The sequence below is a fragment of the Bradyrhizobium sp. WSM4873 genome (assembly GCF_055811355.1).
Genome location: NZ_JBVVPS010000003.1, coordinates 258,954 through 282,757 on the forward strand (window position 1 = coordinate 258,954; position 23,804 = coordinate 282,757).

Genomic DNA, 23,804 nt, shown 5'->3' on the forward strand with positions numbered 1-23,804 from the left:
TCGACGCCATGATGGAATTAGGTTCGGCATCATGGGACCACAACAATTGTCGATCTCACCGCCTAAGCGCTTCCACGGGATCGAGCCGGGCGGCGTGCCACGATGGGTAGAGCGTTGCGAGAAGCGACAGGGTTAGCGCCATGATCAAAACCGCGCTGGTCTCCCCGAAATCAATCTCCGCTGGCAGCTTCGAGAGAAAATAGAGTTCTCTCGGGAACAAGTCGGCGCTGGTCAGCCAGGATAGAAACTGTCGGATCGAATCGATATTAAGACAGACGAGAATCCCAACGACGAACCCGACCAACGTTCCCACGACGCCGATCGAAGCACCCGTAATCAGGAATATCCGCATGATCGAGCCTCGTGAAGCACCCATGGTCCTGAGGATCGCTATGTCGCTGCCCTTATCCTTCACCAACATGATGAGCCCAGATACGATATTCAACGCAGCTACCAGCACAATCATGGTCAGAATCAGAAACATCACGTTGCGCTCGACCTGAAGCGCATTGAAGAAGGTCGAGTTCCGCTGCCGCCAGTCCACCAGGAAGACTGGCCGCCCGGCTGCTTCCGTCACAGCCTTGCGAAACTGATCGATGCGAGCGGGATCGGCTGTAAAGATCTCGACCGCAGTCACGTCCTTGTCGCGGTTGAAGTACGACTGAGCTTCTGCGATTGGCATGAAGACCATGCTCGCATCATATTCAGACATACCGATCTCGAATATGGCTCTGACTTTATACTTCTTGATCCGCGGCATAACCCCCATCGGGGTGACCGCGCCGTGCTGCGCAACGAGCGTGATGGCGTCACCGGCATGGAGCGAGAGCTGATCGGCAAGGCGCTGCCCGATGGCGACCCCCTGGTTCTCGTCAAACCCTGCGATCGATCCTTGCTTGATGTTGTTGGCGATAGAGGTAATCTTGTTAAGATCGTCGGCGCGAATGCCACGCACCAGAACTCCGGATGCACCGGAAGACGATGCTAGCGCGGTGCCGTCGACAACAGGCGCGGCCAAGCGGATACCTGGCACCAGGCTGAGACGCTCGGCCATATCCTTCCAGTCGGTTAGAGGTGTTTCCAGCGGCTGGACTAGAATGTGACCGTTGAGACCGAGGATCTTGTCTAGGAGCTCTTTGCGAAAGCCGTTCATGACGGCCATGACAATGATTAGCGTGGCAACGCCAAGCATAATGCCGAGAAACGAAAATCCGGCGATGACGGAGATAAAGCCGTCCTTGCGGCGCGCCCGCAAATAGCGAGCTGAGAGCATCCATTCGAAGGTCGCAAACGGCGCGGTCGGCGGCTCTGTCATGATCTCAGCTTATGCCCGGTAATGACCGTCATTCTGCCCCATGGCGACGCGCTTGGCTAGCCGCGCACGCTTAAGTTGTCTGGTTTGGGCTGTCATCCAGGCGGCCTGATCCCGACTTCGAGCCAGTTCCCGGACCGCACGGTAGCAGTTAGCTTCGCCATCAAGCGGCAGCACCGCAAAATTTCGAGCGCCGTCACCTCAGTCGAGCCAACACCGCGTCGCGGACTAGCCGAATGCCTCTCGTCGGCGTAATTCCGCGCGCTCCCCGCCTTGAGACATCGTTTCCCGAGGCTCAGTGCTGTCGGTGCAGGCCATAAACGGAACAGTTAGAGCGGTATCGCTATTGGCCAGCACCGTCAGCGAAGTGCTTGCGGTAAAACGCCACGACGTCGGTGTGGAAACTCCGATGAAAATCGACCCGGTCGAAATTCGGCGCATCGGTGCAAGCGGTAGGGTTGGATTGCGTCTCCTTCGGGATGCAAGTGGCAAGAAAAGAGAAGTGTTTGGCGTTGGCCACGAAGTGATAATCCGGCGCCGGGAGCCGTTGTTTGATCGTTGAAGCACAGCATCCGGAGAGTCCGTCAGCATTTTGCGCCGGATCGGAACTCCATAGTTGCACCGGTATCGCTATTTTCTTGAGGTTCTCCTCGGAGAAAACAAAAGCCGGATAAGGATCGGCAATTACTGCGGCTTTGACGCGGGGGTCAGGTGTGATCGGTTGGCCCGGCACCTCGCCGCTTTCAAGCTGCTTGCAAGCCAACAGGCTCGATGTCGCGCAATTGGACAAGCCATTTCGTAATTCTGGATTGCCGCCGATAACGGCGAGACCCGTATAGCCGCCAAACGAGAAGCCGTAGAGGCCAATATGCCGGGCGTCGATGCGCGATGCATCGGGCCAGCTTTCGAGCATGTAGTCGATCAGTCGCTTGATATCCGCGGGGCGTTCGACGAGCACGGAAAGGCTGTCGGTACGGCTGGCATCGCGCCAGGTGTCACCGGGATGATTGAGCGCAGCGACGACAAAACCAGCATCGGCCAGCGCCGCGGCCGTGTCGTGGTGACCACCGAACCATCCTCTCCTGCCATGCGATATCACGATAAGAGGAAGCTTTTCGCCAGTCACCGAGCATCCGGGTACGGCGAAGAAAATGGCACCACGTGCGTCCATCTCTTTTGGAGGCTCGGCGCATGGTGTCCAGACCAGCAGCCTGATCGCCGGCCCGGCCGCGGCAGCGGGAATGTCGAAATTTCTGACCCCCGCAGCGTTCGCCGCGGTCAGCCCAAAGAAGAAGAAACAAATAGCGAGAACGAGCTTGGCGCGACCTATCATTTGCCCCGGTAGCTTCACCTCACAAAAAGACAATTTGGATCAAGCGATTATGTCGCCTTTGGGTCATTTTCAGCTCCCGGCGCCACCGACCAGTCGAGGGCGACGATTTCCGAGCGCGGTCTCAGCCTGCAGCGCGCGCAGCCAATCGCGAAAACTGACGATCTCGGGGCAATCCGCGGTGCCTTCGGGCGCAACGAGCCAATCGCCCAAACCCGATCCCTCATCGATCCGGTCGCAGCGATAGCCCGGATGGTGGCTATGGCCGCGGGCGATCAGCAGGTCGACCTTGCCCTCGACCAGTTCGTGCAGGCCGGCCGGATGCAGCACCCGCAAGCCGATCTCTGCATGCGTGCAGCGAAACTCAGCTAGATCGAGGCGGCGGAGGTCGAAGCTGCCATGGACGCCCAATTGCAGCAGCACCGCACCGGCCGGTCTCAATTGCGAGGTCGCCTCCGCGATGTGGCGAAAGCCTTCGGAGACCCCGGGCAGATAGGCCTGACCGGCCGTGGTGAGGATGAGCTGCTTGTGCAACCGCTCGAACAGCTGCACGCCGAGGCGCGCCTCCAGTGCCTTCACCTGCTGCCCCACGGCGGCCGGCGTCACGTGCAGCTCGTGCGCGGCGAGCTTGAAGCTGAGATGCCGCGCGGCGGCTTCGAACGCGCGGAGCGCGTTGAGTGGGGGAAGGGCGTAGGTCATCGCGCTCATTTTGACACTGATGGGCCATGGCCTTGCAATAGATTTTCTTGCGCTGAGCCGCAGCAATGATGCTTTGCGAAGCGGCGGTGGCGCCGGATACGGTCGATCCGTAATCCGGAGAAACCCCATGCCGCCAGCTCACATCGTCAGCCACAATCCCGCAACGGTCCATGCTCCCGCCGGCGGCTACTGCATGGGACTTGAAGTGACGCAGCATCGCCGCCTGTTGTTCATCAGCGGCCAGGTGCCCCAGAGATCCGACGGCACCGTGCCCGAAGGTTTTGAGGCGCAATGCGAGCAGGCCTGGCGCAATTTGATCGAGGTGCTCGCCGCCGCGGGCCTCGGCGTCGCGCATCTGGTCAAGGTCAACACGTTCCTGACCGACCGCAATCAGCTCGTGACCAACCGCTCCAATCGTCGCGCGATGCTGGGCGAACACCAGCCCGCGCTGACGGTCGTGATCGTCGAGATCGTCGACAGCCAATGGCTGCTGGAGATCGAGGCGATCGCCGCCGAATGAAACAAGCCGACTTTTCAATGAGCCGATCATATCAGGTGTCCCATGGCTGAGATCATCCATCCGTTCTACGAAGCGCATCGCGGTGCGATGGAGGCCGCCATGCGCGAGCGGCTCGATTTGGCCGAAGCGATGCTGCGTGAACGCGCGCAGCTTTCCGAGATCGATGGGATCAGGCAGGAGGTGATCGACGAATTCGAAATCGTGCTCACCCAGATGCCCTATGTCGGTGGCGCGGCGAGCCGCATGAGCGATTTCTTCATGCGCCTCATGGGTTTCATGGCCATCAGTCGGGTGCTGCGGCGCCGCGGAGTGCCGGTGCCTGTGATCGGCGAGATCGAGCGGGAAGCCTACAAGGCGCAATTGCTCACCGCATCGGAATCGGAACGTCTCGCCGCGGGTCGCCAGTTCATGTCGCCGCAGAACCAGGCCTTACTGCGCGAGCAGGCGGCGAGAAGCATGACCGAAAGCCATCAGACCGAATTTCCGGAAGACTTCATCTATGATTTCGTCGAGCCCGATACGGGTGACAGTTTTGAATTCGGTATCAACTACAAGGCTTGCGGCTTCTGCAAACGCGCGGCGCGCCATGGAGACAAGGACATCCTGCCGAATATTTGCGGGCTCGATTTCGTCGCCTACGCGGCGCGCGGCATCCGCCTGGAGAGGACACAGACGCTCGCGGGCGGTGCGAGCCATTGTAACTTCCGGTTCTCGCGGCTTGGGTCGGATGAGAAAGCGGCGAGTTAGGCCGCGTTCTCATCCTCCGCGATCGAGGTGATGGATTGCAGAATCTTTCCGCGGCGGCAGTCTGGATTGCTTCGCTGCGCTCGCAATGACGGAATTTGGGGCGCTGTCCGGAGTCCACCCGCGCACACCGCCATGATGACATCATGCTCCTGTTTTGCCCGACGAATCAAACCGCCGCTGCGGTCGCACCATCGCAATTTCGGGTTTTTGTAAGTCGTTGAATTCCCTCACAGTCTCTACTGTGCATGGGGTTGTTTTCGCGCTTTTGGTTTTGAGGGGCGGCTATTCCGCCGCTTTCTCCCTCAGCCGCTGCGCATAGACGTTGATGACCAGCGCCGCCAGCAGGATCAGGCCGCGGATCAGGATCTTCAGGAAGCTGTCGATGTTGACGTGGTCGAGGCCGTTATTGAGAACACCGAGAACGAAGAGACCGACGATGGTGTTGCCGATGCCGCCGCGGCCGCCGAACAGGCTGGTGCCGCCGACCACGACGGCGGCGATGGAGTCGAGCAAATAGGTGTCGAACTCGTTCTGCTGCGCGCTGCCGAAATGAGCGACGCCGAGCATGCCGCCGATACCGGAGCACACCGCCGAGATCACCATGACCGCGCCGAGGATGAGCTTGACGTTAAGGCCGGAATATTCGGCCGCCTCGCGGTTGCCGCCGACCATGTAGACGTAGCGGCCGAAGCGCGTGTAGGTCAGCACCAGGTGTCCGCCGAGCAGCATGATCGCGGCGACGATGACGATCCATGGGATGCCGCCGATCGATCCGGAGCCGAGCGTGGTGATCACGCCGGGGACCTTGTAGGCGATCTGGCCGCGCACCAGCAGCGCCGAGATGCCGGCAGCGATCTGCATCATCGCCAAGGTCATGATGAAGGAGGGGATGCCGATCACGGTCAGCCCCAGCGCATTGACGAGGCCGAGCAACGCGCAGAGCAAAATGGCCAGCAGGATCGCCGCGGCGCCGGGCAGGGGAATGTTGGGAATGTTGACGTAGGATTCCTGGAGCGTGAAGTAGGCGACCGCGATGCCCGTGACGTTGGCGATGCTGGCGATCGAGAGGTCGATCTCCGCGCAGAGGATCACGAAGGTGAGGCCGACGGCGATGATGCCCGTGACCGACACCTGCGTCAGGATGTTGCCGAGATTGTCCAGCGTCGCGAAGGAGGGGCTGGCCAGCGCAAAGAAGCCGGACAGGAAGATCAGCGTCAGGAACGGGGCGATGTTGCGCATCTGCGAGCGCAGGAACGGCGCTAAGCCGCGCGCCCGCTGCCCCGCCGCCAAAGCCGTGTCACTGCTCGCCATGTGCTTCTCCGTCACGCCGCTTCCAGCAGGCGGTCCTTGCTGACCGGCTCGTTCGTGAATTCACGCACCAATGCGCCGCGCTTGAGCACGAGGATGCGATCGGCCAGCGACAGCACCGTTTCCGGCTCGGTCGACAGCACGATAATCGCGAGCCCTTTGGCGCGGAGATCGCGGACGATGTTGATGACGTCGTTCTTGGCGCCGACATCCATGCCGCGGGTGGGCTCGCACAGCACCAGGAGTTTGGGCGGATAGGTCAGCCATTTCGCCAGCGCGACTTTCTGCTGGTTGCCGCCGGAGAGCATGCCGAGATCGAGGCCGACCACCGGCGGCCTGATCTGCAACTGCTCGACCTGCCGCTTTGCGATGTCGCGCTCCTGCGCCGGCTTGAGCAGCAGCGCCGAGATGCGATCGAGAATGCTGATCGAGATGTTCTTGTAGACCGGCTCCTGGTGAAACAGCATCGCGCGCCGGCTCTCCGGCACCAGCGCCACGCCGGCGCGCCGCGCCGCTGCCGTGCTGGCGAAGGTCTTGGGCTTGCCCTCGACCGCGAGCGTGCCGCCGTCCGGCTTCAGCTTGCCGAACAGGATGCGCGACAGCTCCTGCTGGCCGCAGCCCATGAACCCGTAGATGCCCAGCACTTCGCCGGCGCGCGCCTCGAAGGAGATGTCCTTCAGGCTGCGGGCCAGCGACAATTGGTCGACCTTGAGGACCACCGAGCTATCGCTCGGTTGGGGCAGCATCAGATCGTCGCTGTAGCTGTGCTCGAGCGCTTCGCCGGCGCGGCCGATCATGGCCTCGATCAGCGCGCCTTTGCTGGTCGCAGCACTTGCCGTTTCCGCGACCTTCCGTCCGTTGCGGAACACGGTCACCGTGTCGGAGACGCGCAAGATGTCCTCGATGAAATGCGAGATGAAAACGATCGCCGTGCCTTCCTCGCGCAGGCGCCGCAGCGTTGCGAACAGTCGCTCGACCTCGGGTGGGGAGAGGGCGGAGGTCGGCTCGTCCAGGATGACGATGCGCGCGCCGGAGAACAGCACGCGCGCGATCTCGATCAGCTGCTGGAGTCCGATCGGGAGATCGCCCAGCCTGCTCATCGGATCGACGTCGATGCCGAAGCGGGCGAGCTGCTCGCCCGCCTCGCGCGCCATCCGCCGCCATTGCACCAAGCCGAGCCGGTTGGTCGGCTGGTTGCCCAGAAACACGTTCTCCGCCACCGTGAGGTCGGGCGCGACGGACAGCTCCTGGTGCACCATGGCGATCCCGGCGCTGTGGGCGTCGCGGGCCGAGCGGAAATGCGTCTCCTGTCCGTCGATCAGGAAGCGGCCCGAGAATTCGGTGTGCACGCCGGCGATAATCTTCATCAGCGTGCTTTTTCCCGCGCCGTTCTCGCCGACGAGACCGTGGATCTCGCTCGCGTGGAGCGCGAAGTCGACACCACGAAGCGCCTCGACGCCGCCGAAGCTCTTCGTGATACCCTGCAGTTCCAGGATGGGCGAACGATCCTCTCGCATGGAATTTCAGATCTTGGAGGCTCAGATCAGGAAGTGATCCTGCATCCACTGCATGCCTGCGGCGTTGGCCTTGGTGACGACCGGTCCGTCGGTGACGACGTTCTTGGGGATGCCCTGTCCGCTCTTTTCGCCCCCGACCACGGCGGAAACGCCCGCGATGACGGCGCCGCCGTGGATGCGGCAGGACGGATTGCGGACGGTCGCGAACATGCGGCCTTCGCTGACCGCCTGGATCGCCGGCGGCATCGCGTCGACACCGCCGATCAGGATGTTGGTGCGGCCCCGCGCCTTCATGATGTTGGCGGCGGCGAGCGCCATGTCGTCATTGTGGAAGAACGCCGCGTCGATCTGCGGATACTTCGTCAGGTAGGTTTCCCAGAGACGCGCGGTCTTCGACACATCCCAGTCGGCCGGCTGGGTGTCGAGCACCTCGATCCCGGGGAATTGCTTCACGACATTGTTGAAGCCCTTGGCGCGGCCCTGCGCGCCCGTGTGGCCGAGGGCTCCTTGCGTCATGATGATCTTGCCCTTGCCGCCCATGGCATTGCACAGCGCCTGCGTCACCGAGGCGCCCATGAACTCGTTGTCGGGGGCGAGAAAGGAGTGGACGTTGATCTGGTCCAGCGGCGCAATCAGCGTGTCCATGTCGATCACGGGCGTGCCGGCGTCGATCATCTTCTGCACCGGCTGGGTGAGGGTGCCGATGCCGAAAGCCTGGATCGCGACGAAGTCCCATTTTTGCGAAGCCATGTTGTCGATCGCCGCGCGCTGCTTCACCGCATCGAGCTGGCCGTCGAACCAGGTGACCTCGACGTTGAACAGCTTGCCCCAGAATTCCGCGGCCTGCTTGCCCTGCGCGCACCAGGTCGCCTGGAGGCCTGCGTTGGAGAACGCCGCCTTCAGCGGCTTCTCGCTGCGTCCGACTTCGGCTGCAAGGGCGGGGTTAATGCCCATGCTGCCGAGGATGGCAGTCGCGGCGCCGGCGGTTGCTGCCGCCTGAAGAAGATCGCGCCTCGTCGTCGAGAAATCTTTCGTCCCGGACATCGCTCGCTCCCATGCAATTTTATCTTCGGCGCGTCATTGATCGCGCGACCGATGTCCGAAAGTGTCTCACAAGAGTTGGTGCCACTCAATCCGCAATCAACGGCGGGATTGCCGCGAGCCCGTGTTGGTGCAGCGCAAAGCGTCAGGCCTGAACGGCGGCGAACCCTTCGATCTCGATGAGCAGTCGGTCCCACGCCTGCGCGATGTCCGGCGACCATTCATCGCGCAGCAGATCGCGCAACGTATCCCTGATGACGGCGAAGAAGGCGGTGAACAGCTCGCGCGGCGTGCCGTAGCCATCGTGCGACACGACCTCGCACGCGATCAGCCGGAATTGCCCACGGCGATCACCGGCGAAGTCGAGAATCGCCTCGATCGTGAGTGCGAGCATCGATCCCATCACGAGCTCGCTGCCTTGCGTGCGGAACATCGCCCGCGTTTCGGGATACTGTTCGAACAGCCGCTGATAGACGTGTGGCGTGAGATCGGTGCAGCGCGAGGCTGCAAGTTCAAAGCTCTGTTCGACCAGATTGGGAGAAGGATTCATCGGCGCATGAGCCCCGCAGACAAAAAAAGAGCGGGGCCCTAGCCCCGCTCAAAAATTGTGTCGACCCTATTATCCCCGATTCTAAGATTTGATCTTGATTGGCGGGGCGACGCTGCATTTTGCGCGTCAGGGGCTCCTCCCGAGACTTGGACCACCAGACTTCGACCTCGCGGCCAGCCTGAGCAAGCGGATGCTAGATCAACTTTTCTCACTTGTCATCATTTTCGGCAACGAATGTTCAAAATTCGAGCATTTGACGAAATGATCGGGTGGCCAGCCGTGTAAGCATATGACAAATATAAGAAATCTGTGGATGGGGCAGGGGCTCGACTGCCTCAAATGCCGGAGGTCCCCTCCCTTGGGACGGCCGGACCACAGTTTCCGGGAAATTTGCGCTGGATTAAGGAGGTGGCGGAACCGGGCTCGACTCGGCCCTAGCGCGGTGTTTAGTTAGTAGGCGAACGAATGGTTCGGCGGATGCGCGCACGGCTGCAAAAATTCCTACCCCTGGTCCTGCTCGCTTTGGTGATGCAGGTGCTGGCGCCGATTGCCGCCTGTCTGGCGGCCGGCCAGGCTGTGGCCGATCCGCTTTCTGCCTCCATCATCTGTCACAGCGCGAGCGAGCAGGGCGGCCTGAACGATCCGGCGGGTACGCCGGTTGCACATGCCGGCGCATGCGCCCTCTGTTGCCTTGCGCAATTGGGCGCGTCACTCGATTCGCCGCCGCACGCCGCGCTCTCCGTTCCCTTCCGCCACTCCGAGCGCGTGGTGTGGCACGCGGCGGAGGCTTCCGGCGGCGCAGCCCATAAAGGCACAAACGCCCAGGCACGCGCGCCGCCCCAACTTTCCTGACGACTCTCGTGATCGCCGCGGTCCGCCGCAGGCGATTGATGCTGTCGAATGGCCGGAGAGAAAGCCCGGCGTCAGGAATGCCCCATGTTACGTTGTCATGCCCGCCGTGGCGTGAGCATCGTCGCCATTCAGGCCACGCTGCTTGCATCGTCGAGCGGAGCCTTTGCCCAAAGCGGCAATACCGAGCTTCCCGCGGTGACTGTCGTGGCCCCGCAGGTTGCCCGTCCCAAACCAATAAGCCGACCGTCGAAACCGCGCTCCGCATCGGTGGGCCGTGCGGCAAGGCCCGTGACGCCAAGCGCAAGCGTCAGCGTATCCACCCAAAACAGGGCCGTGACGGCCAGCGCTGCCCGCGACGGCGTCAATCAGGCGCCGGCCGGTCAGACCGCGACGACCATCGATCGCAGCCAGTTCGACAACCGCCCGTCGTTTTCGGTCAGCGACGTCCTGCGGGATAGTCCGGGCATCTCGATCAAGCAGGGGAACGGCCCCCGCGATTTCGGCATCTCGATCCGTGGATCCAACGCCCGGAATAGCTTTGGCATCCGCAATCTCGTGATCTTCGACGATGGTTTTCCGGTAACGCAGCCGGATGGCCTGTCGCGCAGCGATCTGATCGATCCGCATGCCTATGGGGCGATCGACGTGGTCCGCGGTCCCTCGTCGGCTCTCTATGGAAACTACGCGACCGGCGGCGCGCTCAATTTCCGAACCCGGCCCGGTGGCACGATCGACGGCGTCGAGTATGGCGTCGACGGCGGCAGCTACGGCTATCTCAACAACTACCTGGCGGCCGGAAAGAAGTTCGGTAATTTCGAGGGATCGCTGTTCGCAAGCGACACGCGGGGCGACGGCTATATCGGAAATAGCTGGTTCAACACGCAGACCGTCAACTTCCTCGGCACGCTCAAGGCCACGCCGGACGACCGCTTTACGGTCAAGATCATCAACAATGACCTGAGTGCGCGGTTGCCGCTCCGGCAGTCGCTGAGCCAGTACGACACCAACCCTTTCCAGCAGGGTTGTACAACGGGCGCCGTGGCCGCCGCCGGATGTCCGACCGTGTCGCTTTTCAAGAACGGCTTCAACGCGAGAACCGGCGTCGCAGGAGACAGGGACACCGAGACGGCAACGCAAGCAGGTCTCGGGCGAAACGATAGACGAACCATCGTAGGAGCACGGTGGGAGCACGACTTTGACAATACGACGAGTTGGCGAAACCAGTTCGTTTTCGACGACAGGAACATCAGCCAGCCGACTGGCGCGACCAGCGCCATCGGCGATTTCCCGTCCTACAACTACATGAGCGACATTACGAAGCGTGGCGAAATCTTCGGCATGGAGTCCACCACATTGGTCGGCGCCTGGTACAATACACTCGTGGCGTCGAGCGATACGCGTAACGTCATGCCAGGCGGAAACGCCACACTGGGATTGATCTCGGCCAACACCTTCAGCGATACATCCAACTACGGAATACGGGCGAGGGAGGAACTGAAGCTCACTCCTGATTTGACGGCGATAGCCGGAATCGGTTGGGAAACTACAATTCTGAGAGGCGTCAATACCCTCTATAAATACAACACCTTCAATGTTCCGGTAGCGACGATACCGGTGCCTACCGCCGCCGATCGCAAGATCGAGAACACGGCTCCTGAGTTGGCGCTGCTCTACAGGCTCGATCCAGAATGGCAGTTTCGCGGACGTGTGGCGACCGGATACGGAACGCCGCAGGTCTCGAATCTGTTCGTTCTTCCGAACGGTGATTTTGGCAACAACACGCAGCTCCAGACGCAAACCAATGTCGGATACGATCTGGGCTTCGACTGGACGCCGAGCAGTGCGGTCAAACTGAGCGCGACGGCCTTTTACGAGTTTTTTCGAAATGAATTGGTGAGTCAGGCCGTCAGTAACCCGAGCGCGAGCAACGCGACTTACATGTTCAACGCACCGCGATCCGAGCATCGGGGCGTCGAACTTGCTGCCGATTGGAAGTTCCATCCGGGCTGGCGGTTCATGGCGGCGTATACCTATCTCGACGAGGTCTACACCGAGTATGTGGAGAACATCACCAATGTCGCAGTGTTCAGCTTCAACCGGGCAGGCAACAAGATCCCCGGAATCTCGCCGAACGAGCTGACGGCCAGGATCGGCTACGACGAATTCGCGGGGTCGCTGGCGGGGCTCGGGGGTTTTGTCGAAGTCCAGTGGAAGGACTCCTTTTACATGGACAATGCAAATCTGCTGAAAGCGCCGGGCTATGAGCTGATCAACGTGAACGTCCACTACAAGACGGACCTGGTGTCAGACACCTTCAGATCCCTCAACCTGTTTCTCGAAGTCAGGAACGTATTTGATCGCACTTATGTTGCGTCGGCAAACAACATCACCAATACGGTGACCACAGCCGGACTTCCAAATCTTGCCAGCGTGCTGGCGAACACGACGGGATCGATTTACGCGGGCTCGCCGCGCACGTTCGTTGCGGGTATGAAGGTGGCGTTCAAATGATACGGGCTCTCAAAGGAAGTGCGGCTGTGATCCGAAGTGGCTTGTTGGCGATACTCGCTCTCGCCTTCTTGCAAGGCGCGGCACTTGGACAGATGCACGCGCAGCATGTGTCGGAGGCCGCTTGTGACGAGCCGACGCTGCGTTGCGCGACCAAGACGACGCCTGCATTCGGTCCGGATGGAACGCTGTGGCTCGCCTGGATGGCGGGCGGGCAGGTTTCAGTTGCGAGTTCGCAGGATGCAGGGCGGAGTTTTTCGCCTCCCACCCAAGTCACGACAAAGCGGCTCAACCTTGATTGGGGGCCGGATGCCCGGCCGAAGATCGTGGTCGATCGAAATGGGGGCATCGCGCTGGCGTTCTCGATCTTCAGGGATGAAGCTTTCAACGGCCAGGTGCTCTACACCCGCTCGTCCGACGGCGGAAAGCACTTTGCGGAGCTGAAGCCCATCACCGCAAACAACGAGAGCCAGCGTTTTGAGGCGCTCGCGCTCGATCAGGATGGAACGGTGTTTGCGGCCTGGCTCGATAAGCGCAATCGTGTTCCTGCAAAGGAGGCGGGGCGAAAATACGAGGGGGCAGGGTTGTTCTTTGCTTCGTCGCGCGATGGGGGCACCACTTTCGGGGATGCTGGTCTCGCGCGTGACAACACCTGCGAATGTTGCCGATTGGGGCTGACATTCGCAGCGGCAGGCCGGCCGGCCGTGATCTTCAGAAACATCTTCGAGGGCGGCGTGCGCGATCACGCAGTCATGACCTTTGCCGACATCTCGACACCAGGCGAGATCCATCGCGTCAGCAACGACGACTGGCAGATCAACGCCTGTCCGCATCACGGGCCGAGCCTCACGGTTGCGCCGAACGGGACCTATCACGTTGCCTGGTACACGAACGGAAAGGTGCGGAAAGGACTGTTCTACGCCCACTCGCGCGACGAAGGCCGCACCTTTTCCACGCCGATGGCGCTGGGGCAGCCGGGGCGCAACCCGACGCGCCCGTTCTTGCTCGCAGGCCCGGCGGGAACCCTGATGGTCTGGAAAGAGTTCGATGGTGAGAAGACCTCGGTCCAGATGACGATCTCCCGCGACGATGGCGAGACGTGGTCGCTGCCGAAGACGATATCGAGCACGACCGATACATCCGATCATCCCTTGCTCGTTTCCAATGGCCGACAGACCTACCTGTCATGGATGACGAAGGCGGACGGCTATCGTTTCACGGCAATCGAGGACCAACCATGAAACGTCGGTTTGTGGGCCTTCTGGGCCTCGGTATCTTAATCGCATCAGCGTCAGCGCTAGGAGCGGCGCCAGCCCTTAAGCCCTTCGAGCGCGGCACGTGGCAAAGCGTGCTGAGGGGGCATGCGGGTCGCCCGACGCTCGTGCATTTTTGGGGCGTAACCTGCGGGCCCTGCAAGGTCGAGCTGCCGCTGCTCGGGCAATTTGCGAAGGATCATCCCGGGATCGACGTCGTCACGATCAGCGCGGATCTCGTGCCGAACCTACCGGCGGCGACGCAATCGATGCTCGATAAAGCGGGGCTGTCGACGACCGAAAACTTCATCTTCAACGACGGTTTTGTCGAGCGTTTGAGGTTCGAGATCGACCCCGGCTGGCAGGGCGACATTCCCCGGACAATGCTCATATCGCGCGATGGAGTCATCACGACGATTGAAGGCTCGGCCGAGCTAGCCGACTTCGAAAAATGGTCTGCGCAACAACTCACCAACCACTGAAAGTCAATCTGCAAACGGGAAGACCGATATGAAGACGATGTTGAAAGATGTGTTGATCGCAGCGTTCGCTCTCGCGCTCTGCACGGCACCAGCGGCGGCCGACGACGTCAAGGCCGGCGATCTCGTCATCTCGCAGGCGTGGAGCCGGGCGACACCGGGCGGCGCCAAGGTCGCCGGCGGCTATCTGACCATCGAGAACAAGGGCACAGTGGCCGACAAGCTGGTCGGCGTTTCCGCCGACATCGCGGGGAAGGCCGAGGTTCACGAGATGGCGATGGAGAACGGCGTGATGAAGATGCGCCTGCTCGACAAGGGTCTCGTGATCGATCCCGGAAAGACAGTGAAGTTCGCCCCCGGCGGCTACCACCTGATGCTGCAAGAGCTGAAGGGCCCCTTCAAGCAGGGCGACAAGGTGCCGGTGACGCTTCAGTTCGAGAAGGCGGGCAAGGTCGCCGTCTCCCTCGATGTCCAGGGCGTCGGCGCGCAGGCGCCCGGCGACAGTGGGCACATGATGAAGAAAATGCCTGATCATTCGGGAATGAAGATGTGATGAAACAGATCAACCCTTCCATGACAATGCATCGAATCCTTGCGAGTCTGATCGCCGCGCTCGCAGCGTCGCCCGCGGCGGCGCATATCACGCTAGAGACCAAACAGGCGGCGGTCGGCTCCTACTACAAGGCCGTCTTCGCCGTGCCGCACGGTTGCAAGGGCTCGCCCACGGTGAAGATCCGGGTGCAGATTCCGGAAGGCGTGATCGCTGTGAAGCCGATGCCGAAGGCGGGCTGGACCGTCGATATCTTCGAGGGCAAATACGCGAACGAGTACGACTATCACGGCAACAAGCTTTCCTCCGGCGTCAAGGAGGTGGCCTGGTCCGGCGGCAAGCTGCCGGACCACAATTACGATGAGTTCGTCGTCAGCAGCTTCCTCACCACGAGCCTGAAGCCGAACACGACGCTGTATTTCCCTGTCGTCCAGGAATGCGAGACGGGCGTCAGCCGCTGGATCGAGATCCCCGCGGAGGGGGCGAAGCATTCGCACGAGGGCAGTTCTCCGGCGCCTGGCCTGCAACTCCTGCCAAAGCCCTGATGCGCCTGCTCGCCGCGTTCGCGACGCTGCTCCTCTTTGTCGGTTTCGCGACCGGCGCCTCGGGGCACGCGGCGCTGGTCGCGGTCGAGCCGGCGAGCGGCAGCATGCTCGCGAGCGCGCCGAAGGCCGTGGAGCTGCACTTCAACGAGGCGGTCACGCCGGGCGCCATCCAATTGATCGACGGGGCGGGCAGGGCGCGGGATGATGTGCGCGTCGACGCATCGGGCGAGACCATCTCGGTCGCGATGCCGGCGGACCTGCCGCAGGGCACGGCCGTCGTCAGCTATCGCGTGATCTCGCAGGATGGCCATCCCGTCGCGGGATCGGTGATCTTCTCGATCGGCATGCCGACGGGGACGCAACCTCTCGCAACCACCGATGCCGGATTGAACGTACTGATCTGGCTGGCGCGGGTCGGTCTCTACCTTGGCCTCTTCGTCGGCGTCGGCGGCGTGTTCTTTGCGCGCTGGGTTGCGTGGTCGATGACCGGCATAACCGTGCCGTGCGTGGCGCTCGCTATCGGCGTCCCGAGCGCGGTGGTGTCCCTTGGTGTGTTGGGGCTGGATCTCCTCGGGCTACCGCTATCGGGTCTCGCGACGATAGCTCCCTGGAAAGTTGCATCCGGGACGAGCGCGGGCCCAGCCTTGCTCGTGGCCATCGTCGCGATGCTGTTCGCGTTGCTGGCGCTAGGCAACGCGTGGTGCGCGCGCGCTCTGGCGATCATTGCCTTCGTCGGAGTCGGCTTGTCGCTGGCCATGACCGGGCACGCCGCTACGGCATCGCCTGAACTATTGACCCGGCCGGCAATCTTTCTCCATGGTCTCGGTGTCGCGTTCTGGATTGGTGCCCTCGCGCCGCTGGGCGCCCTGTTGTCGAAGCGGGCTGCCGCGGCATTGCCTGTCGTGAACCGCTTTTCTCGCATCGCCGCGCCGATCGTTGGCGTTCTCGCATTGACCGGCCTCGCGCTCGCCTTCGTCCAGCTTGAAAAGCCGTCCGCATTGGTCGAGACCCGCTACGGACTGATCCTCTCGATCAAGCTTGCGCTGGTCCTCATGCTGCTGGCGCTTGCCGCGCTCAACCGCTTTCGCCTGACCCCGGCGCTGGCGGGGGATCACAAGACCGCGCAGAGCCTGAAGCGCTCGATTGTGCTCGAATGCGTCATCGCGCTCGGCATCTTCGGCGTCATGGCCGGCTGGCGCTTCACGCCGCCGCCGCGAACCATCGTTCCGGAGACGCCGCTGGCGATCCACATCCACACCGACCGGGCAATGTTCCAGGTCCTGGTCTCGCCGGGTAAGGTGGGTATCGACGATTTCGTGCTGCAGCTCATGACCGGCGAGGGGGCGGTGCTCGAGGCCAAGGAGGTGACGCTGACGCTGAGCCTGCCCGAACGCGGCATTGAGCCGATGGAGCGGAACGCCTTGCTGGGGCCGGACAGCTATTGGCACGTGCGCAAGGTCGAGCTGCCCTTTGCCGGCCGCTGGCATGTGCGGATCGACGCTCTGGTGAGCGATTTCGAGAAGATCACGCTGGAGGACGAGCTCGAGGTGTCGGCGCCCTGAACCCGGCTCTTCGGCACCTCGCGTCGAACCTGAAGTCGACGGAAAAATGACAGGAATTCCGCTGTGTTAGCGGCTTTTCCTCGTTCCCGGTCTTGTGTTTTGGCTCCCAATCCGGTTTCACTGCAGGCCATCACTGATTCCTCGAGTATTGCCATGCGGTTGTCGCGGTTCTTTCTGCCCATCCTGAAGGAAAATCCGAAAGAGGCGGAGATCGTCTCGCATCGGCTGATGCTGCGTGCCGGCATGATCCGGCAGGAGGCCGCCGGCATCTATGCCTGGCTGCCGCTCGGCTTCCGCGTCCTGAAGAAGATCGAGCAGATCGTGCGCGAGGAGCAGGACCGCTCCGGCGCGCTGGAACTGTTGATGCCGACGCTGCAGCTTGCCGACCTCTGGCGCGAGAGCGGCCGCTACGATGCCTATGGTCCCGAGATGCTGCGCATCGCCGACCGGCACAAGCGCGAGCTGCTGTACGGGCCGACGAACGAGGAAATGATCACCGAGATCTTCCGCGCCTATGTGAAGTCCTACAAGAGCCTGCCGCTGAATCTCTATCATATTCAATGGAAATTCCGCGACGAGCAGCGCCCGCGCTTCGGCGTGATGCGCGGCCGCGAGTTCCTGATGAAGGACGCCTATTCGTTCGACCTCAACGAGGCCGCGGCACGCGTCGCCTACAACAAGATGTTCGTGGCGTATTTGCGCACCTTCGCGCGGATGGGGCTGAAGGCGATCCCGATGCGCGCCGAGACCGGCCCGATCGGCGGCGATCTCAGCCACGAGTTCATCGTGCTCGCCGAGACCGGCGAATCCGGCGTTTTCATCAATCGCGACGTGCTGGACCTGCCGGTGCCGGGCGAGGACGTCGACTATGAGAGCGACTTGACGCCGATCATCAAGCAATGGACTTCGGTCTATGCGGCGACGGAAGACGTTCACGACGCCGCGCGCTTCGAGCAGGAAGTGCCCGCCGACAAGCGGGTGAACACCCGCGGTATCGAGGTCGGGCAGATCTTCTATTTCGGCACGAAATATTCCGACGCGATGAAGGCGCTGGTCGCGGGACCCGACGGTGTCGACGTGCCGATCCACGGCGGCTCCTACGGCGTCGGCGTCTCGCGCCTGCTCGGCGCCATCATCGAGGCCTGCCATGACGATGCCGGCATCAAATGGCCGGAGGCCGTTGCCCCGTTCCGCGTGTCGATTCTCAACCTCAAGCAGGGCGATGCCGCGGTCGATGCGGCCTGCGAGAAGCTCTATGCGGAGCTGTCCGCCAAGGGCGTCGACGTGCTCTACGACGACACCGACCAGCGCGCCGGAGCCAAATTCGCCGCCGCCGACCTGATCGGGATCCCCTGGCAGATCATGATCGGGCCGAAAGGGCTCGCCGACGGCAAGGTCGAGCTCAAGCGGCGAAGTGACGGCGCCCGCGAGACCATGTCGCCTGCGGACGCGGTCGCAAGACTTGTGGGCTGATAAGGCTGGTCGGCTGAATATTGTTCATCGCCCGAGATCGCGGCCGCCAATCCGGCCACATTTGACCCCGAATCATGGGACTATCAAGCGATGGATGAACCCATGACCGAAACCGTTCAAACCGCGCCTTTTGCGCCATTCGAGTGGATGCTGTCGGCGCGTTACTTACGCGCGCGCCGCAAGGAGGGATTCATCTCGGTCATTGCCGGGTTCTCCTTCCTCGGGATCATGCTGGGCGTGGCGACGCTGATCATCGTCATGGCCGTCATGAACGGCTTCCGCAAGGAGCTGCTCGACAAGATCCTCGGGCTCAACGGCCACATCCTGGTGCAGCCGCTGGAATCGCCGCTGACCGACTGGAAGGACGTCGCCGACCGCCTCAGCCAGGTCCAGGGCATCCGGCTCGCAGCGCCCGTGGTGGACGGTCAGGCGCTGGCGTCATCGCCGTGGAACGCCTCCGGCGTCCTGGTGCGCGGCATCCGCTCCGACGACCTCAACAACCTCACCTCGATCGCCAAGAACATCAAGCAGGGCTCGCTCGAGGGTTTTGACGACGGGCAGGGGGTCGCGATCGGCCGGCGCCTCGCTGACCAGCTGTCGCTGCACGCCGGCGACAGCATCACGCTGGTGGCGCCGAAGGGCGCGGTCACGCCGATGGGCACGACACCGCGCATCAAGCCGTACAAGATCGCAGCGGTGTTCGAGATCGGCATGTCGGAGTATGATCTCGGCTTCGTGTTCATGCCGCTCGCGGAGGCGCAGGCCTATTTCAACCGCAGCAACGACGTCACCTCGATCGAGGTCTTCACCACCAATCCGGATCAGATCGTCGCGTTCCGTCAGGCCGTGACGGAGGCGGCGGGGCGGCCGGTGTTCCTGGTCGATTGGCGTCAGCGCAACTCGACCTTCTTCAACGCGCTGCAGGTCGAGCGCAACGTGATGTTCCTGATCCTCACCATGATCGTGCTTGTCGCGGCGCTCAACATCGTGTCCGGCCTGATCATGCTGGTGAAGGACAAGGGCAGCGACATCGCGATCCTGCGCACGATGGGGGCCTCGCAAGGCTCGATCATGCGCATCTTCCTGATCACGGGCGCCTCGATCGGCGTGGTGGGTACGATGGTCGGCTTCATCGTCGGGCTGGTGATCTGCCTCAACATCGAGTCGATCCGGCAATTCCTGTCCTGGCTGACCAGCACCGAACTGTTTTCGCCAGAGCTGTATTTCCTGTCGAAGCTGCCCGCCGAGATCGACATCGGCGAAACCTCGGCCGTCGTCATCATGGCGCTGACGCTGTCGTTCCTGGCGACGCTGTATCCGTCCTGGCGCGCCGCGCGCCTCGATCCCGTCGAAGCGCTGCGGTACGAGTGAGGGGCTGATGGAGAGCCAGGGGGCGGAAGATGTACCGGTCATTTATCTCCACGAGATAAAGCGACAGTACTTGCAGGGTGAGGTGCCGCTGACGATCCTCGACGGCGCCAAGCTCGCGCTGTGGGCAGGCCAGTCCGTCGCGCTGGTGGCGCCGTCCGGCTCGGGCAAGTCGACGCTGCTGCATATCGCGGGACTGTTGGAAGCGCCCGATTCCGGCGAGGTCTACGTCAATGGCGCGCCGACCTCGCAACTGCCCGACATCGAGCGCACCCAGCTTCGCCGCACCGATATCGGCTTCGTCTACCAGTCGCACCGGCTGCTGCCGGAGTTCTCGGCGCTGGAGAACGTGATGATGCCGCAGATGATCCGCGGCCTCAAGAAATCAGAGAGCGTCAAGCGCGCCAAGGAGATCCTTGGCTATCTCGGCCTCGGCGAGCGCATCACGCACCGTCCGTCCGAGCTGTCGGGCGGCGAGCAGCAGCGCGTTGCAATCGCGCGCGCGGTGGCCAATGCTCCGCGGGTGCTGTTTGCGGACGAGCCGACCGGCAATCTCGATCCGCACACCGCGGACCACGTCTTCCAGGCGCTGATGCAGCTCGTCAAGGCGACCAAGGTCTCCATGCTGATCGCGACCCACAACATGGAGCTCGCCGGCCGCATGGACCGTCGCGTGTCGCTGTCGAACGGCCAGGTGGTCGAGCTCGAGTAAGAAACGCGAAAACAACCCCATGCACAGTAGCCAAGTGCTTGGCCGGACTGACGAAAAAAATGGCGCCCCCCGGAGCCCTCAAGGCCGGATCACCGTCAATTTGAACGGTCCGCCATTGGCGGCGGCATGGTCCACCGCCTCGTTGGTGTGGTCGAGATCGAAGGCGGTGGCCTCGTACTCCTCCAGCCTCAGCAGTCCCGCGCGCACCAGCGCGATCAGGCGGCCTGCCGCATCCGGCGGGTACATCCAGACGCCGTGGATGCTGATGCAGTTGCGCATGATCCAGGGGTAGGGCAGTTCGAGCCCCGCGCCGCCGGCCATGCCGACGCCGCCCATCAGCACGACACGGCCGTAAGGACGCACCGTCATGATCGCCGCGCGCACCACATTCGTGCTCACCGAGGGCGGCATGATGTCGAGCACGCAGTCGATGGGCCCTCGCGCCGCGCGCTTCATGCTCTCGCGGTCGTCGTCCTCGTTGCCGGAGAGCCTGACCGGCTTGACGCGATCGCCGAAGCGGCGGACGAGGTCGGCCAAGATCTTGTCGTTGCGGCCGGGCGCGACTACGCAGGCGGCGCCCATCGCGAGCGCGACCGAGACGGCTGCGCTGCCGAAATTGCCGGTGGCTCCGCTCACCAGCACGGTCTCGCCGGGCTGAAGGTTGGCGGCGAGGAAACCGCCATAGGGCACCAGCAGCGTCCCCAGCGCGCACCATCGCGTGGCTTCGTCGGACGTGATTTGGCCTAGGGGCTTTACGTTCTCCGTCGGCACTCGCATCTGCTCGGCAAACGAGCCGTGGCGAAAATGCTGTTGCAGGCGCATCGCGCCGGCACCGGGGGCGGTGAGTCCTTGCAGGGCAATGTCGGGCGCTACGGAGTCGTCGCGCGAGCGCACCGTCGGATCGCAGAACACCCAATCGCCAACGCTGAGCTTCGTCGCGTCCGGGCCGATGGCGCGGACCCGGCCAATGCCGCCAGGCCCGGGGATGATCGGCAGCTGGAGCGCATAGTTGCGCACCCCGCTGAAGACCTCGTTCATGTAGGACAGCACCCGCGTTGCGATGACGTCCACGATGACCTCGCCCGTGCCGAGCACTGGTTCGGGTGCATTCTCGATGACGAGCGGAGATCCCAGGGATTTGAGTACGGCGGCTTTCATGGTGGTCACCTCATATTCGGGTGATGCCCATATGCACCGCCTTCCCAGGCCCAGGAAGGCCTGGTATTATCCTAGTATTCCGCGGGCCCTCCATCGAGGCACGTCACCATGGCCGATCCACGCCGCGTCGAATTCGGCGACTTTCTCAGGTCTCGCCGCGAAAAGCTGTCGCCGAAGACGGTCGGGCTTCCTGCCGGCCGACGGCGCCGCACCGCGGGCCTGCGCCGCGAGGAGGTCGCGCAGCTCGCCGGCATCGGTGTCGACTGGTACATCCGGCTCGAGCAGGGCCGCACCGTCAGCCCCTCGGTCACCACGGTCGACGCGCTGGCGCGCGCGCTCCGCCTCAGCAAGACCGAGCACGCCCATCTCAAGGCGCTGGCGCGCGACGGCGACAGGCGCGCGTTCACGCGCGAGATCGTGCCGCCGCCGGTTCGGCGGATGATCGAGAGCCTGGCGCAGCCGGCCTACATCACGGGGCGGCGCTGGGACGTGCTGGCCTGGAACGCGGCGGCCGAGGAGATCTTCGGGTTTGGACAGTTGCCCGAGCAGGACCGCAACACGCTGCTGCTGGTGATGACGAACAAGCAGACGCGAAAATTCTACGGTGCCGGCTGGGCTGATGTCGCCAAAAGCATGGTGGCGATGTTTCGCGCCACTCACGACGTCTGGGCCGGCGATCCCGCCTTTGCGGAATTGCTGACGCGGCTGCGTGAGGGCAGTCCGGAATTCGTCAAATGGTGGGAAGCACACGAGATCCGCAGCACCGCCGCGGGCCTCAAGATCATGAACCATCCGACCAAGGGCGTGCTCCGGTTCGAGCACACCAGCTTTCAGGCCAATGACGATCCGGCGCTGAAGCTCGTGATCTACACGCCGGTGTAAGGGAGTTGACGATGAGCTGAGTACCAACAAGGCTGCTCATCGCGCCCCTTGCGACGGCGTTGCCGAAGGCGTTGTCCCGCCGCTCGGGACAGGATTGGCTGTCACCGGCCAGGCAGTCGATTGCCAAGGGACTGCCGGCCAGGAGCCTTTCGGAGCCGATGCTACTGACGCGCACGAGGCGACAAGTTGCGTCCACAGCGACGTCAGGCCCGTCAAGTCGATGTTGAACTGCGAGATATCCGCCTCGTCATCGGGCATCAGCGTGGTTTCGCGGACATGCAGCGAGCGGGACGCCAGTATCACCCTGACCATGTCAGGATCGATGCTGCCGCGCCACACTTCGTATTTTCCGGCCCGCAGCGGAGATCCCCCGGCCGTCTTGTCCGGCTCGGCGTCCGCCGTCACCAGGATGGTGCTCTTGCCGGCAGCCGTCTCGTCGACTTCGCTGGCGAATGTCAGCGGAACGCGCTTCCCGCTTTCGCAGGACAGGCGCCATTCCATCGTCCGGAACGAAGCGCCGTTCTCCTTCTTCAGTATCGCGAACTTCCGGACGAAGGGGCGCGCCTCCTTTTCCAGTTTCCACGCTGTCTCGGCAAGCGACGCGTGTCGATGCCGAAACGATAGAGCTCGTCGCGCGTCAGCATGTGCAGGTTTTCGAACTTCACAGTCCGGATCAGATCGTCAAGCTCGCGGCTGATCCCCATCGCCGCGATGAACTCAGCGCGATCGCGATCGGCCCTGGCGATCCGGCGCTGCCTGTATTCCGCGACGGCCGCCGGAGGCGGATGCCCGTGAAAGGCAAGGACCAGCCTGGAATTATGGACCGCCAGCGCGGCGTCGGGGGCGACCTCGCGCGATGTCGCTCCGAGAAACAGGTAGCCGCAGGCCGAGTTGCACATCGCATGGTAAGTGGTGAGTTCGGCTTCCACCTCACCGCCGGCGTTTTTGATTTTCAGGCACGCGGCGTCCAGCTGCGTGCCCGCGGCGCACGCCGTCGCGATGGTTCGGCCGACCCGGGCGATCGCCTTGCGGCTGCGCAACAGCCGCCCGATGACATAGGACTGCTCCACGTTTCCGCCGGGCGAATAGAGGTAGATCGGACGCTGCGTGTCCTTGACGCCGGCGAGGAAGCGGCGAATGCGCGGCGCAGCGTCCTGGTCGATATCGCCCTCGATGGCGATCCAGCGGTCGCAGCCCGGCCCGCACGCGTCAGGTGACCCCTTGGCAAGATAGATCGTCAGCCTGGACGCAAATCCAGCCTTCTCGGCCGGCGTCCCTTCGGCATGCAATGCGCCGGGAAGCAACAGCGAGGCCAGGACAAGCAGACTACGGGCGAGCATGAAACGACGGGGACCACGCGGTGAAAAGCAGAGATGGATGCTACACGACGATCCGCACTGCCACAACTTGAAGTGGCGCGTCCGCGCGGCTCTGTCCA

General features: G+C 62.8%; 23 protein-coding genes. 13 read left to right on the forward strand and 10 right to left on the reverse strand.

What is annotated here, in order from left to right:
- Positions 1-55: 55 nt before the first annotated feature.
- From AC0L21_RS07910 to AC0L21_RS07920, 3 genes are all read right to left on the reverse strand, one after another.
- The gene (locus AC0L21_RS07910) at positions 56-1,315 is read right to left on the reverse strand and encodes a lipoprotein-releasing ABC transporter permease subunit (protein ID WP_473259903.1); all 1,260 of its coding nucleotides are present in this window, start codon (positions 1,313-1,315) and stop codon (positions 56-58) included.
- A 340-nt stretch (positions 1,316-1,655) separates the two neighbouring features.
- The gene (locus AC0L21_RS07915) at positions 1,656-2,645 is read right to left on the reverse strand and encodes an alpha/beta hydrolase family protein (RefSeq protein WP_473259905.1); all 990 of its coding nucleotides are present in this window, start codon (positions 2,643-2,645) and stop codon (positions 1,656-1,658) included.
- 69 nt (positions 2,646-2,714) lie between these two features.
- Entirely contained in the window at positions 2,715-3,341 is a 627-nt protein-coding gene (locus tag AC0L21_RS07920) for a LysR family transcriptional regulator (protein ID WP_473259907.1), read from the reverse strand.
- A 127-nt stretch (positions 3,342-3,468) separates the two neighbouring features.
- Between AC0L21_RS07920 and AC0L21_RS07925 the strand changes: the two genes are divergently transcribed.
- Entirely contained in the window at positions 3,469-3,861 is a 393-nt protein-coding gene (locus AC0L21_RS07925; RefSeq protein WP_473259909.1) for a RidA family protein, read from the forward strand.
- 42 nt (positions 3,862-3,903) lie between these two features.
- Positions 3,904-4,608 carry an L-2-amino-thiazoline-4-carboxylic acid hydrolase gene (locus AC0L21_RS07930; RefSeq protein ID WP_473259911.1) on the forward strand — a complete coding sequence of 235 codons (705 nt, stop codon included), beginning with the start codon at positions 3,904-3,906 and terminating at the stop codon, positions 4,606-4,608.
- Positions 4,609-4,890: 282 nt separating this feature from the next.
- On the opposite strand, the gene AC0L21_RS07935 is transcribed toward AC0L21_RS07930, so the two are convergent.
- The 4 genes from AC0L21_RS07935 to AC0L21_RS07950 form a co-directional block, all read right to left on the reverse strand.
- Positions 4,891-5,919, reverse strand: coding sequence for an ABC transporter permease (locus AC0L21_RS07935; protein WP_473259913.1), 1,029 nt, complete (start codon positions 5,917-5,919; stop codon positions 4,891-4,893).
- An 11-nt stretch (positions 5,920-5,930) separates the two neighbouring features.
- Complete coding sequence (locus tag AC0L21_RS07940) at positions 5,931-7,433, reverse strand: sugar ABC transporter ATP-binding protein (RefSeq protein WP_473259915.1); 1,503 nt, start codon at positions 7,431-7,433, stop codon at positions 5,931-5,933.
- A 21-nt stretch (positions 7,434-7,454) separates the two neighbouring features.
- Positions 7,455-8,477, reverse strand: coding sequence for a sugar ABC transporter substrate-binding protein (locus AC0L21_RS07945; protein ID WP_199198585.1), 1,023 nt, complete (start codon positions 8,475-8,477; stop codon positions 7,455-7,457).
- 142 nt (positions 8,478-8,619) lie between these two features.
- Complete coding sequence (locus AC0L21_RS07950; RefSeq protein ID WP_473259918.1) at positions 8,620-9,024, reverse strand: globin; 405 nt, start codon at positions 9,022-9,024, stop codon at positions 8,620-8,622.
- A gap of 477 nt (positions 9,025-9,501) precedes the next feature.
- Here AC0L21_RS07950 and AC0L21_RS07955 point away from each other — a divergent pair, with 477 nt between their 5' ends.
- The 10 genes from AC0L21_RS07955 to AC0L21_RS08000 all read left to right on the forward strand — a co-directional run bounded on the left by AC0L21_RS07955 (position 9,502) and on the right by AC0L21_RS08000 (position 20,326).
- Positions 9,502-9,876 (forward strand): DUF2946 family protein, encoded by a 375-nt coding sequence (locus tag AC0L21_RS07955; protein WP_473259920.1) that lies wholly within the window; start codon positions 9,502-9,504, stop codon positions 9,874-9,876.
- A gap of 84 nt (positions 9,877-9,960) precedes the next feature.
- On the forward strand, positions 9,961-12,387 hold the full coding sequence (locus AC0L21_RS07960) for a TonB-dependent receptor family protein (RefSeq protein ID WP_473260112.1): 2,427 nt from the start codon (positions 9,961-9,963) through the stop codon (positions 12,385-12,387).
- Positions 12,388-12,413: 26 nt separating this feature from the next.
- The gene (locus AC0L21_RS07965; RefSeq protein ID WP_473259922.1) at positions 12,414-13,625 is read left to right on the forward strand and encodes a sialidase family protein; all 1,212 of its coding nucleotides are present in this window, start codon (positions 12,414-12,416) and stop codon (positions 13,623-13,625) included.
- On the forward strand, positions 13,622-14,119 hold the full coding sequence (locus AC0L21_RS07970; RefSeq protein WP_473259924.1) for a TlpA disulfide reductase family protein: 498 nt from the start codon (positions 13,622-13,624) through the stop codon (positions 14,117-14,119). Before AC0L21_RS07965 ends, AC0L21_RS07970 begins: the two co-directional genes overlap by 4 nt.
- A gap of 28 nt (positions 14,120-14,147) precedes the next feature.
- Positions 14,148-14,669 carry a copper chaperone PCu(A)C gene (locus AC0L21_RS07975; protein ID WP_473259927.1) on the forward strand — a complete coding sequence of 174 codons (522 nt, stop codon included), beginning with the start codon at positions 14,148-14,150 and terminating at the stop codon, positions 14,667-14,669.
- Positions 14,670-14,695: 26 nt separating this feature from the next.
- Positions 14,696-15,211 carry a YcnI family copper-binding membrane protein gene (locus tag AC0L21_RS07980; protein WP_473260114.1) on the forward strand — a complete coding sequence of 172 codons (516 nt, stop codon included), beginning with the start codon at positions 14,696-14,698 and terminating at the stop codon, positions 15,209-15,211.
- Entirely contained in the window at positions 15,211-16,773 is a 1,563-nt protein-coding gene (locus tag AC0L21_RS07985; protein ID WP_473259929.1) for a copper resistance CopC/CopD family protein, read from the forward strand. The genes AC0L21_RS07980 and AC0L21_RS07985 overlap by 1 nt, the downstream gene beginning before the upstream one ends.
- Positions 16,774-16,926: 153 nt before the next feature.
- Complete coding sequence (gene proS, locus AC0L21_RS07990; RefSeq protein ID WP_007610920.1) at positions 16,927-18,246, forward strand: proline--tRNA ligase; 1,320 nt, start codon at positions 16,927-16,929, stop codon at positions 18,244-18,246.
- A gap of 90 nt (positions 18,247-18,336) precedes the next feature.
- Positions 18,337-19,617: a lipoprotein-releasing ABC transporter permease subunit gene (locus AC0L21_RS07995; protein WP_473259931.1), complete on the forward strand. Its 1,281-nt coding sequence runs from the start codon at positions 18,337-18,339 to the stop codon at positions 19,615-19,617.
- A gap of 7 nt (positions 19,618-19,624) precedes the next feature.
- Positions 19,625-20,326, forward strand: a complete 702-nt coding sequence (locus AC0L21_RS08000; RefSeq protein WP_007603608.1) for an ABC transporter ATP-binding protein — start codon at positions 19,625-19,627, stop codon at positions 20,324-20,326.
- A 78-nt stretch (positions 20,327-20,404) separates the two neighbouring features.
- On the opposite strand, the gene AC0L21_RS08005 is transcribed toward AC0L21_RS08000, so the two are convergent.
- Positions 20,405-21,484: a zinc-binding dehydrogenase gene (locus AC0L21_RS08005; RefSeq protein WP_473259933.1), complete on the reverse strand. Its 1,080-nt coding sequence runs from the start codon at positions 21,482-21,484 to the stop codon at positions 20,405-20,407.
- Positions 21,485-21,592: 108 nt separating this feature from the next.
- Between AC0L21_RS08005 and AC0L21_RS08010 the strand changes: the two genes are divergently transcribed.
- Entirely contained in the window at positions 21,593-22,366 is a 774-nt protein-coding gene (locus tag AC0L21_RS08010; protein ID WP_473259935.1) for a helix-turn-helix transcriptional regulator, read from the forward strand.
- A gap of 36 nt (positions 22,367-22,402) precedes the next feature.
- Here the strand turns inward: AC0L21_RS08010 and AC0L21_RS08015 are convergent, their stop codons facing one another.
- Positions 22,403-22,867: a hypothetical protein gene (locus tag AC0L21_RS08015; protein ID WP_473259937.1), complete on the reverse strand. Its 465-nt coding sequence runs from the start codon at positions 22,865-22,867 to the stop codon at positions 22,403-22,405.
- A gap of 29 nt (positions 22,868-22,896) precedes the next feature.
- Positions 22,897-23,706, reverse strand: coding sequence for a hypothetical protein (locus AC0L21_RS08020; protein WP_473259939.1), 810 nt, complete (start codon positions 23,704-23,706; stop codon positions 22,897-22,899).
- Positions 23,707-23,804: the final 98 nt, after the last annotated feature.

Coding starts and splice junctions, on each gene's coding strand:
- AC0L21_RS07970 (WP_473259924.1), top strand. CDS start 13,622: ATGAAACGTCGGTTTGTGGGCCTTCTGGGCCTCGGTATCTTAATCGCA.
- AC0L21_RS08020 (WP_473259939.1), bottom strand. CDS start 23,706: ATGCTCGCCCGTAGTCTGCTTGTCCTGGCCTCGCTGTTGCTTCCCGGC.
- AC0L21_RS07980 (WP_473260114.1), top strand. CDS start 14,696: ATGCATCGAATCCTTGCGAGTCTGATCGCCGCGCTCGCAGCGTCGCCC.
- AC0L21_RS07985 (WP_473259929.1), top strand. CDS start 15,211: ATGCGCCTGCTCGCCGCGTTCGCGACGCTGCTCCTCTTTGTCGGTTTC.
- AC0L21_RS07915 (WP_473259905.1), bottom strand. CDS start 2,645: ATGATAGGTCGCGCCAAGCTCGTTCTCGCTATTTGTTTCTTCTTCTTT.
- AC0L21_RS07950 (WP_473259918.1), bottom strand. CDS start 9,024: ATGAATCCTTCTCCCAATCTGGTCGAACAGAGCTTTGAACTTGCAGCC.
- AC0L21_RS08010 (WP_473259935.1), top strand. CDS start 21,593: ATGGCCGATCCACGCCGCGTCGAATTCGGCGACTTTCTCAGGTCTCGC.
- AC0L21_RS07920 (WP_473259907.1), bottom strand. CDS start 3,341: ATGACCTACGCCCTTCCCCCACTCAACGCGCTCCGCGCGTTCGAAGCC.
- AC0L21_RS08015 (WP_473259937.1), bottom strand. CDS start 22,867: ATGGAATGGCGCCTGTCCTGCGAAAGCGGGAAGCGCGTTCCGCTGACA.
- proS (WP_007610920.1), top strand. CDS start 16,927: ATGCGGTTGTCGCGGTTCTTTCTGCCCATCCTGAAGGAAAATCCGAAA.
- AC0L21_RS07940 (WP_473259915.1), bottom strand. CDS start 7,433: ATGCGAGAGGATCGTTCGCCCATCCTGGAACTGCAGGGTATCACGAAG.
- AC0L21_RS07995 (WP_473259931.1), top strand. CDS start 18,337: ATGGATGAACCCATGACCGAAACCGTTCAAACCGCGCCTTTTGCGCCA.
- AC0L21_RS07930 (WP_473259911.1), top strand. CDS start 3,904: ATGGCTGAGATCATCCATCCGTTCTACGAAGCGCATCGCGGTGCGATG.
- AC0L21_RS07960 (WP_473260112.1), top strand. CDS start 9,961: ATGTTACGTTGTCATGCCCGCCGTGGCGTGAGCATCGTCGCCATTCAG.
- AC0L21_RS08000 (WP_007603608.1), top strand. CDS start 19,625: ATGGAGAGCCAGGGGGCGGAAGATGTACCGGTCATTTATCTCCACGAG.
- AC0L21_RS07945 (WP_199198585.1), bottom strand. CDS start 8,477: ATGTCCGGGACGAAAGATTTCTCGACGACGAGGCGCGATCTTCTTCAG.
- AC0L21_RS07955 (WP_473259920.1), top strand. CDS start 9,502: ATGCGCGCACGGCTGCAAAAATTCCTACCCCTGGTCCTGCTCGCTTTG.
- AC0L21_RS07925 (WP_473259909.1), top strand. CDS start 3,469: ATGCCGCCAGCTCACATCGTCAGCCACAATCCCGCAACGGTCCATGCT.
- AC0L21_RS07975 (WP_473259927.1), top strand. CDS start 14,148: ATGAAGACGATGTTGAAAGATGTGTTGATCGCAGCGTTCGCTCTCGCG.
- AC0L21_RS08005 (WP_473259933.1), bottom strand. CDS start 21,484: ATGAAAGCCGCCGTACTCAAATCCCTGGGATCTCCGCTCGTCATCGAG.
- AC0L21_RS07935 (WP_473259913.1), bottom strand. CDS start 5,919: ATGGCGAGCAGTGACACGGCTTTGGCGGCGGGGCAGCGGGCGCGCGGC.
- AC0L21_RS07910 (WP_473259903.1), bottom strand. CDS start 1,315: ATGACAGAGCCGCCGACCGCGCCGTTTGCGACCTTCGAATGGATGCTC.